This is a genomic window from Kovacikia sp. CALU 1929, from assembly GCF_056784235.1.
On sequence record NZ_JBXBCF010000103.1, the window covers coordinates 26,287 to 35,404 of the forward strand.

General features: G+C 49.1%; 10 protein-coding genes. 5 read left to right on the top strand and 5 right to left on the bottom strand.

Annotated elements, in window-relative coordinates:
* Positions 1-28 precede the first annotated feature (28 nt).
* The gene (locus tag AC1S52_RS29285; RefSeq protein WP_482032588.1) at positions 29-613 is read right to left on the bottom strand and encodes a PAP/fibrillin family protein; all 585 of its coding nucleotides are present in this window, start codon (positions 611-613) and stop codon (positions 29-31) included.
* Between the two features lie 177 nt (positions 614-790).
* On the opposite strand from AC1S52_RS29285, the gene AC1S52_RS29290 reads away from it, so the two are divergent.
* Both AC1S52_RS29290 and mraY read left to right on the top strand, forming a co-directional pair.
* Entirely contained in the window at positions 791-1,030 is a 240-nt protein-coding gene (locus AC1S52_RS29290; protein WP_482032589.1) for a DUF3134 domain-containing protein, read from the top strand.
* A 130-nt stretch (positions 1,031-1,160) separates the two neighbouring features.
* Positions 1,161-2,255 carry a phospho-N-acetylmuramoyl-pentapeptide-transferase gene (gene mraY, locus AC1S52_RS29295; RefSeq protein WP_482032590.1) on the top strand — a complete coding sequence of 365 codons (1,095 nt, stop codon included), beginning with the start codon at positions 1,161-1,163 and terminating at the stop codon, positions 2,253-2,255.
* A 187-nt stretch (positions 2,256-2,442) separates the two neighbouring features.
* Here mraY and AC1S52_RS29300 read toward each other — a convergent pair whose 3' ends face one another.
* From AC1S52_RS29300 to AC1S52_RS29315, 4 genes are all read right to left on the bottom strand, one after another.
* Complete coding sequence (locus AC1S52_RS29300) at positions 2,443-2,961, bottom strand: hypothetical protein (protein WP_482032591.1); 519 nt, start codon at positions 2,959-2,961, stop codon at positions 2,443-2,445.
* A gap of 103 nt (positions 2,962-3,064) precedes the next feature.
* Positions 3,065-3,487 (bottom strand): hypothetical protein, encoded by a 423-nt coding sequence (locus AC1S52_RS29305; RefSeq protein ID WP_482032592.1) that lies wholly within the window; start codon positions 3,485-3,487, stop codon positions 3,065-3,067.
* Between the two features lie 165 nt (positions 3,488-3,652).
* The gene (gene cobO, locus AC1S52_RS29310; RefSeq protein WP_482032593.1) at positions 3,653-4,327 is read right to left on the bottom strand and encodes a cob(I)yrinic acid a,c-diamide adenosyltransferase; all 675 of its coding nucleotides are present in this window, start codon (positions 4,325-4,327) and stop codon (positions 3,653-3,655) included.
* 126 nt (positions 4,328-4,453) lie between these two features.
* Positions 4,454-4,747, bottom strand: coding sequence for a hypothetical protein (locus AC1S52_RS29315; RefSeq protein ID WP_482032594.1), 294 nt, complete (start codon positions 4,745-4,747; stop codon positions 4,454-4,456).
* A 738-nt stretch (positions 4,748-5,485) separates the two neighbouring features.
* Here AC1S52_RS29315 and AC1S52_RS29320 point away from each other — a divergent pair.
* The 3 genes from AC1S52_RS29320 (at position 5,486) to AC1S52_RS29330 (ending at position 8,978) form a co-directional block, all read left to right on the top strand.
* Positions 5,486-6,676 carry a homospermidine biosynthesis protein gene (locus tag AC1S52_RS29320; protein WP_482032595.1) on the top strand — a complete coding sequence of 397 codons (1,191 nt, stop codon included), beginning with the start codon at positions 5,486-5,488 and terminating at the stop codon, positions 6,674-6,676.
* A gap of 533 nt (positions 6,677-7,209) precedes the next feature.
* Positions 7,210-7,935: an HAD family hydrolase gene (locus AC1S52_RS29325; RefSeq protein ID WP_482032596.1), complete on the top strand. Its 726-nt coding sequence runs from the start codon at positions 7,210-7,212 to the stop codon at positions 7,933-7,935.
* A gap of 116 nt (positions 7,936-8,051) precedes the next feature.
* Positions 8,052-8,978: a histone deacetylase family protein gene (locus tag AC1S52_RS29330; protein WP_482032597.1), complete on the top strand. Its 927-nt coding sequence runs from the start codon at positions 8,052-8,054 to the stop codon at positions 8,976-8,978.
* Positions 8,979-9,118 lie beyond the last annotated feature (140 nt).

The window sequence follows — 9,118 nt, forward strand, 5'->3', positions numbered from 1 at the left end:
GAGCCGCCCATCCTTTCCCTTTTAGCCTTTAGCCTTTCGTCAGTACAAACACGCTGCCCTCATTTCCCCGTCCAATCCGCAGGTCTTCATCCAGATAGGTAATATCCAGCCATCCCTGCTGATCACGGTTTTCGATATTGAAATCGATCGCCGCAAATTGTTGCCCAGACTCGATCTGCTGAATAAAACTGCCCGGAGTCTGATAGCCCATAATTCGCTTCAACCCCAGAATAGAACGCTCGAATTTAACATTAACCCGACGTTCAGAAACGGGCTGAAACCGAGCGGCAACACTGACTAAACCCTCTAACAACGGTAGACCATAGACTTCAGCGATGTTGTAGACTTTCAGTTCTGCGGCTCGGATACACTGATACACCTGCCCTAGTTTTAGAAAAGGAAACTGATCAATACCCAGAATGCCCCGACTGGTGGTGTAAAGAAGTCGCCAGTCGCCCTCTAATAAATCAATCGCTTCAACTGGACGGGGAGTCGGGTTACGATCCTCTAACTGAGCGATCGCCGCCAGAATTGCCAGTCTTTCTGTATCGGTTGTCAGCAAACCCCGGTTTTTGCCTGCGATGGTTTCTAATAAAGTTGCTTTGCCAATCATTGCTGCAATTCCTGATATTTGTGCGTAAAAACCTGCAAATCCAAAAAAAACCTTGCAAATTATTTCTATAGTGATACACTCTGGGTGTTTCATCCGGAGGGTGGTGGACGGTGCGTCCATAATGCTGAAAGATTTAGAATAGTAGCCTGTCTATATTGTTAATCCAATCCCGAAGATATGACGTATAATCCCTCTCTCCGTGAAGAACCTCGTAATCAGCGGGCGGCTGTCATCCCGCTCAAGCAAGAGTCTTCTATTTTGGACTGGCTTGAAAACAGTGGGCGTCTTCTGGCGCGTGAAGGCAGTGATATTGACTACCTTCAAGATGAAGGAGAAGACATTAGCGACCTGATGGGGGGTGATGACAACAGCTTTGATCTCGATGATGACGATGACGAGCTTGAACTGGAAGATTAAATCTCTCACCTGAAGCCCTTCGAGTTTTTAGATTAGCTTTCTGTCTGGCTTACTTGATTAAGATTTGTTTGGCTTTTCGAGAATCGATGATTCGGTGTGTGTGTAGTGTGTGGAGTGATACAGGAGACTTGTGGACGCTAAGTTATTTCCCAGTCGGACATTAAGACTCTCAGGAGCGGTACTGTTTATTCTGTTGACTGTTGGACTCAGCCTTGCCGCTGTCTTTTTTGATCTGACCGCAGGGCGGTTTGGACAAACTTTTTCCCTGGCACTTCCCTTCTGGGTTTGTGCTCTGGCAGCAGCAGGTCTTGGCTTTTGGGCGGTGCCTTTGCTGCGATCGCTCAAAGCTGGTCAAATTATTCGAGAAGATGGTCCCCAGGCGCACTTGAAAAAGGCGGGCACTCCCACCATGGGGGGGATCTTTTTCCTGCCGGTTGCAGTTGTGGTTTCCCTGTTTTGGTCTGGTTTTTCTGCCAATGTGGTTGCGGTGTCTGCTCTAACGGTTGCCTATGGGGCGATCGGGTGGCTGGATGACTGGCAAATTATTCGCTGTAAGTCCAATAAGGGGATTTCTCCCCGCATGAAATTGGGATTGCAAATTGGCTTTGCCGCTCTTTTCTGCCTCTGGCTCTGGTTGACTCAATCAATCAGTATTACTGCGATCGCCCTTCCATTTGGCTTAGCACTACCGTTGGGAGTTCTTTTCTGGTTGCTGGCAGGTTTTGTCCTGGTTTCAGAGAGTAATGCGACCAATTTAACGGATGGTTTAGATGGTCTGGCGGCGGGGACGGTGGCGATCGCCCTTCTGGGTTTGGGTGCCCTCATTGCCCCCTCTCATCCTGATTTAATGCTATTCTGTGCTGCTTTGAGTGGGAGTTGTGTCGGCTTTCTGGCGCACAATCGTAATCCTGCCAGAGTGTTCATGGGAGACACGGGTTCCCTGGCTTTAGGGGGTGCCTTGGCGGCAGTTGCGATTTTGACCAATAGTTTGTTCGCGCTTTTAATTATCAGCGGTTTGTTTCTCGTTGAAACGCTCTCAGTGATTGCCCAGGTGTCCTATTACAAAGCAACGAAAGGACCTGATGGCATTGGCAAACGTTTGTTTAAAATGTCTCCTTATCACAATCACCTGGAGCTTTCTGGTTGGTCAGAAACCCGCATTGTGTCTTTGTTTTACCTAGTGGGCGGATTGCTAGCATTCCTGGCTCTGGCAGTCAACGGGTAAAGCGAAAGCTAAAAGGCTAAAGCACGCAGCAGGGGAAGCTAAATCGCTCCTGCTGCCTTTTTGTTTTATTGTCCCAAAGAATTTAAGACCTCCGAAATCTGAAAGATTTCGGAGGTCTGTTTAGGGGTAACCCTGATCACACCATCTTTTTCAACCTAACACCTGACACCTGACACCTAATTAAGGATTATCGACGGCTCAACCACTTAGCTGCGATCGCCCCCAGTGCTGCTCCCACCATTGGATGGCTGATGAACTTAAGGATTGCAGGCTGATCTGCCAGGACTTCCTGAAAAATGTCTGGATGACTGTGGTAGGTAAAGGTTGCCAGTTTAGAAACATCATCTGCGTTCATCTTGCTGGCATGGTGAGTCGAAAGCCCCAACTGGCGCTCCAGATCTCGATCGCTCAAGCCCCGTTTCTTTAAGTGGCTGAAAAACTCTTTTGCCACATCATCGCGCTCATTTGGCTTAATTTGGGCAATTGCCTTCTGCAACTCTGGCTCCATCTGGCTAGAAGGGATGCGATCGGGATGAAAGGCTTTCCCAAATAGCTGCCGCCGTTCATCACGAGAAGAACGTTGGGCAAAGTCATCAAAGTTTTCGTATTCGTTGACTGACTCATTGGATGAAGAATCGATCGAATCTTGATTTCCACGCGACAGATCCTTCATAATCTGGCGTTTATATTCTTCGCTGTTAGGCATTTCAAAACTCCTATCTAGAAATTCGTTCCTAAACCTCACCAACTTAGAAACCCGTAGTTTTTCCTAGGAAAAATCTCCAGTTCTCAACTTGGATAAGGTTTATCTACTGGTATTCAATTTGTCGAGTTGTATTGTTGTAATTCGCGGTCAAAATCAGCTTCTTATCTGGGGCATATACCAGCACAGATAAGTTTCGCTCAGGAAAGCTGTTATGGAATCCCTGAACCAGCGATTTTGCTAACGGGCGAACCTCATTCGGACGCACCTGAGGAGAAACGACGACACCTAATTTGTCGTTCCCACGCACATAGGCATCTTGAACTAGACCCCCAGCATTTTGCACAACCCAGTTACCAAAATTTTGACCTGCTGAAGTACTGCCACGTTCAATCTGGCTATAGCCCAGTTGGGGCACAGACGTTGGCTGAGTTGCCTGAACCGTTCCAGCACAGGCTGAAGTTGTAAATAGAACCAGAACCAAAGATAGGGTAATCAGAACCTTGCGAATAGAGTGAAATAAAGTCACTTAAACCTCCTGAAATATTCGTGCAAAGCGAGGTAAAGCTTTGATATGGCCACATGAAATAGAAGCGTGGTACCCACGCCTCTTAGCTATCCACCTGTGCTTCACACGATAGGAAGTCCAACTATTTCAAACCTCTCTCAAAGGTTGTATTCAAATACACAAACGCTAAAACTCTACCCCTGGTTGTGCTTTAACGCCCTGTTCTCTAAAGGGATGTTTGACTAGAGCCATTTCGGTCACCAGGTCAGCACGCTCAATCAAAGCCTCAGGGGCACCCCGTCCAGTTAAAACAACATGGGAATTAGCCGGTTTTTGTTCAAGTCCTGCTATGACTTGCTCGGCTGCCAGATAGCCTAGCTTCAACGCCACATTGACCTCATCTAACAAGACTAACTTGAAGTCAGCATTGCTGATAAAAGTTAGAGCTTTGTCCCAGGCTTGGTGTGCCAGGTGAGTATCGCGATCGCGATCCTGTGTTTCCCAAGTAAAGCCTTCACCCATCGCGTGAAACTCTAGCTGGGGCAAATTGCCGTTCATCCCTTGGGTCCAGGGTTTAAAGGCGGCTTTTTCAGCCGGTTCCCAGGCTCCTTTAATGAACTGGACGATCGCCACCCGGTAGCCATGACCCAGCGATCGCAGCACCATTCCCAGGGCGGCTGTGGTCTTCCCTTTTCCATTCCCTGTGTGAACAATGACCAGTCCCTTCTCACTGGTCATCCCCGCCAGACGCTGCTCCTGCACCTCCTTCCGTCGCTGCATTTTCTTGCGGTAAGCAGTATCGGTAGAGGCATCGGCGGCGATCGCTCCAGTCGTCAGTTCAGTCTCTAAACTATCGGTCACGTCTAACTCCTATAGTGGCTTGCACCAGTTTGTCCTTTGAGAGGCGCTTTGTGCTAGGGGGATATGAGGAGAAGTCTGGTATCACGAATGAAAATGCCGCTACCCCCAAGACTGCCTCCCCCTTTTCTACTCAAACGGAAACAAGTTGGGCAGTTCGTTTACCAGGTTTTCTGTTGCCATATCACCCTGGTAGTTGTCGTTAATGAATTGTGCCCGCTGCACCAAATGCTTAGGGACGTAACGGAGATCTACCGGCAAACCGTGGAACAACATAAATTCTGCCAATTGATCCGGATGAATATAAATATGCTCCTGGTGAAGCCGTCGCAAAATCTCAGGAAATGTGTGCCAATGGGCAGATCGCGTAGGGCGGTTGGATTGCTCAACCGTTGAAGAACTAATGGGAAAGCCGGTTGACATGGCTGGTAAATCTATGAACCTTTGCCGCTTACCTTCACAAGTTTAATGAACACCTAACTCTGCTTGTCAGAAAAAATCTTAAAGAAATCCGTAGTTTCATCGAGAAGCTTTGAAATATTGATGTTAGATTAGGAAAGTTAGTGTCTGAAGGTTGTACAAAAGAATTGAGACCTCTTTCCCTGACTGGATACCACTTGCTCTGGTATCTAGAGATGAAACTAAAGCGGAAACGGCAGTGCGACCCGGCGCTATCATGGGTTGATCGGTGTGAAGCGCCCAGTATGAGCTGACCGACCTGTAACTTGAGGTTCGCGATTCGCATGAGTTGACGGCAGTATGCCCTTGGTTGGGCTTTGTCCTTTGCTCCTGGTCACGAACTCGGTCGGTCATGTTCTCTTCAGGAGAATTCTTTAATTCAATATCCGTCGTGGAGTTGATTGTCTCGAAGTAGATATCATCCGAGGTCTAGTGCGACAAGGCGGAAGTTCGGCAACCGTAGGACAGACATCTTGCCTGCTTGCAGTTGAGACGACTGCACTATGGAAGCTGACCAGATTTACGCCCTAGACCTGGTTCTATGGAATCGGGTGATTTTCAGACTCTCAAACACTTTGCAGCGCTGCTTTAGTCGGCTATCGCTGCTGATGCCTCTGTGTGCAGAAGCACCGGGTATTTGGAGTGCCCATGTTCACTTCTTCAGCCCTAATTTATGCCGTTTAGTCTTTTCGGAGTGCCAAGATGTCAAAACTGCTCAGCCACAAAATCGCACCCTCCCCCATGCCTGCGGAGATCAGCGTCGTGGATTTAATCGATGGATACTTTACGGCCTATAACTCTGCTCGTCTGCGTGAGATTTGCCACCTCCTAAGTCGTGAAGTAATGCAGGAAGGGGTGACAGTTGCGATGAGTCTGTCCGGTGCCATGACTCCGGCAGGTTTTGGAGTCTCTGTTCTGGCTCCCCTGGTTCGCAATGGTTTTGTCGATTGGATTATCAGCACCGGGGCAAACCTTTATCATGATATGCACTATGGGCTGGGACTGGAACTCTACTCCAGCAGCCCATTTCTAGATGATGTGAAATTGCGTCAGGAAGGAAGAATTCGGATTTATGACATCGTGTTTGAATACGATGTGTTACTGGAAACGGACGCATTTCTAAGAGAAATTTTGAAGGCAGAGCCATTTCAGAAGCGTATGAGCACGGCAGAGTTTCACTACCTGCTGGGCAAGTATGTGCGCGAGGTTGAAAAGCAACTGGGGGTGAAAAATTCCTGTCTGTTAGCAACGGCTTACGAATGTGGCGTTCCTATCTACACCTCTTCTCCCGGTGACAGTTCCATTGGGATGAACGTTGCAGCGATCGCCCTTGAAGGTTCTCAACTGGTATTGGATCCCTCATTGGATGTGAATGAAACGGCAGCGATCGCTTACGCTGCCCGTGAGACTGGTATTCCCGGCGTTGAAGGGAAGAGCGCTGCCCTGATCATCGGCGGCGGCAGTCCCAAGAATTTTCTATTGCAAACCCAACCTCAACTGCACGAAGTTCTGGGGTTAGAAGAGCGTGGGCATGACTACTTCATCCAGGTAACCGATGCCCGTCCCGATACGGGGGGACTCTCTGGGGCTACGCCGAGCGAAGCCGTCAGTTGGGGCAAAGTTGATCCCGAAGAACTGCCAAGCACCATCGTTTGCTACACCGATAGCACGATCGCCCTGCCCATTATGACTGCCTATGTCACAAACCAGTGTCAACCGCGTCCATTGAAGCGGCTCTATGACCGCCGTAGTGAAATGCTGGCAAAACTAAAAGCTGATTATGAGGCGGCAAAGGCAAACCCTGCCCACCTGATTGCCACACCAATTCCGGTGATTGAACCTGAACGGGAGCTAGTTGCAACCTATCCCTGCGGTACTCCAATTCGGAAGTGACCACTTCTGTATCTGCCTGATAACCCCAGGCTTTAGTGGTTTGTCAACTTTGTGTTTGTGAATCTGGGATAGGAAAGGGGTGATTATTTTGGGGATTTCAACCCCAAAATAATTCTTGACAGAACACTAGCTTGATAACCCTCCGGTGAAAGCTCTAGCTTCCTGCCTCAATCTGATACCGATTTAAACGGACTTGTGAGCACATCAAAGTTCAGGAGGGGCTTGGCACTGCCAAGCCCGTACCGGGATCTGCCGTAGGTTCAACTCAAATTGGTATGACATGGAAGCTGGAGCTTTTAGCATGACATTACCAAAGCTTTAGTTTAGTCATGAGAGAACGAGACAAACGGAGGTTGCTGAAATAAGGCTGGAAAGTAGATAGTCTGGTACGCATCGACACTTACTTCCGGTGCTAAACCTTATTGGGCACATGCGATCGCTCTAATGCTGTGTCAAAACTACATTCAATCCAAAACGAAAGGTCATAATAGCTCTGGTACTGGCGTTTTAACAAATAGCTACCTTCCAGCACAATGACATCTTTAGCGATCGCGACTGACTACGACGGCACCCTTGCCCAGGATGGAGAGGTCGATACCCCCACCCTGGCAGCGTTAGATCGCTGGCGCAATGCCGGACGTAAGCTAATTTTGATCACCGGGCGGCAGTTTGATGACTTGTTACAGGTTTGTCCCTGTCTTGATCGGTTTGATTGGGTGGTCGCAGAAAATGGAGCACTGCTTTACCAACCGGCTATTCAAATTGAGAAACCACTGGCTGTACGCCCTTCCCAGGAGTTTACTCAGCGTTTGAGCGATCGCATCCAGAAAGCTATCCAATCCTCTGAGCGCTCTATCTCGCAGGAATTTGCAAACCTCCAGCAAAACTACCCAGTCGTCACGGTGGGTCGTGTCATCGTAGCAACCTGGGAACCTCACAGTGTCGAGGCGAATGCCCTGATTCAGGAAATGGGGCTGGATTTACAGGTCATTTTGAATAAAGGGGCAGTAATGATTCTGCCAACTGGGATGGACAAGGCGGCTGGACTGGTTGCCGTTGCCGCTGAGATGGGCATTGAGCTAGAGGCGATCGCAGGCGTTGGAGATGCCGAAAACGATCTCGTCTTTCTCAAAATTTGTGGTTACTCCGTTGCCGTTGCCAATGCCCTGCCTGCCGTCAAACAACAGGTAGATTGGGTGACTATTAGCAGTCGAGGAACCGGGGTAACTGAGTTAATTGACTTACTGCTTCAGCCCTAAAATTGGGAGAGGTAACCAGTTGGGAAAGTCGGTGGTGGGTTTCCTCACTCTCAACTCAAAACTCTCAACTCTCAACTAACTCTCCCTTGACCCCTCCCCTCTCCCTCCTCCTACCCATGCTCCCCATCATCTACTCTGACGAGTTTTTGCTGCACGAGACAGGCTATTTTCACCCGGAAAAGCCAGAGCGCTTGACTGCCATCAGAAATGCTTTGCAGGCTACTACTTGGGCAGAAAAGTTGGAGTGGAGGTTGCCTACGCCCGTGGAGCAACGTCCTGTGATGCCGATGCTTCAGAAGGTTCATTCGGAGCGCTACATTGAAGGAGTCCGCCGACTGGCAAACCAGGGAGGTGGTTACATTGATACGGATACTCCGGTTTCTGCCCGCAGTTTTGAAGTAGCGCAACTGGCGGTTAATGCCTGGTTAGATGGAGTTCAGCAGGTATTGCAAACGGGAGAACCCGCGTTTGTGCTGGCACGTCCACCCGGTCACCACGCTCTTCGTTCTACTGGTATGGGATTTTGCATTTTTTCCAATGCCGCGATCGCTGCTTACTACGCTCTGGAGCAACCAGGGATTCATCGGGTTGCCATTCTGGATTGGGATGTGCATCATGGCAACGGCACCCAGGCACTGACTGAAACTAATCCCCAGATTGCCTATGTTTCCCTCCACGAGTCACCCCAGTACCCAGGTACAGGATTTGAAGATGAACGCGGTTGCCATCACAATGTGTTGAATTTGCCCATGCATCCGGGTAGCACAATTGCCCAGTATCAGCCGGCATTTGAGCAGAAAATTATGCCGTTTTTGAAAGAGTTTCAACCGGACTTACTGATCATCAGTGCTGGGTATGATGCCAATCATGCAGATCCTCTGGCTGGCATTGCGTTACAACCGGCTGATTACGCAATTTTTACAGACTATTGCCTGCAACTTTCCCGGCGCACCCTCTTTGGCTTAGAAGGAGGGTATGACTTTGATGCGATCGCCCAATCGGTGGTGGCAACCATTGGGCAGTGTTTAGTGGGCAGTGTTTAGTTTATTGTCCCAGCACGCTAGTCAAAACTACCCACTTTAGTGGGAGGCTTTAGCTGCTACACATTTTCCAGGGCTTCAGGCAGATTTGCAAAGATGGTAGCTTTGACAGAAACCATCATGGCAGAACAACGACGGGGAAG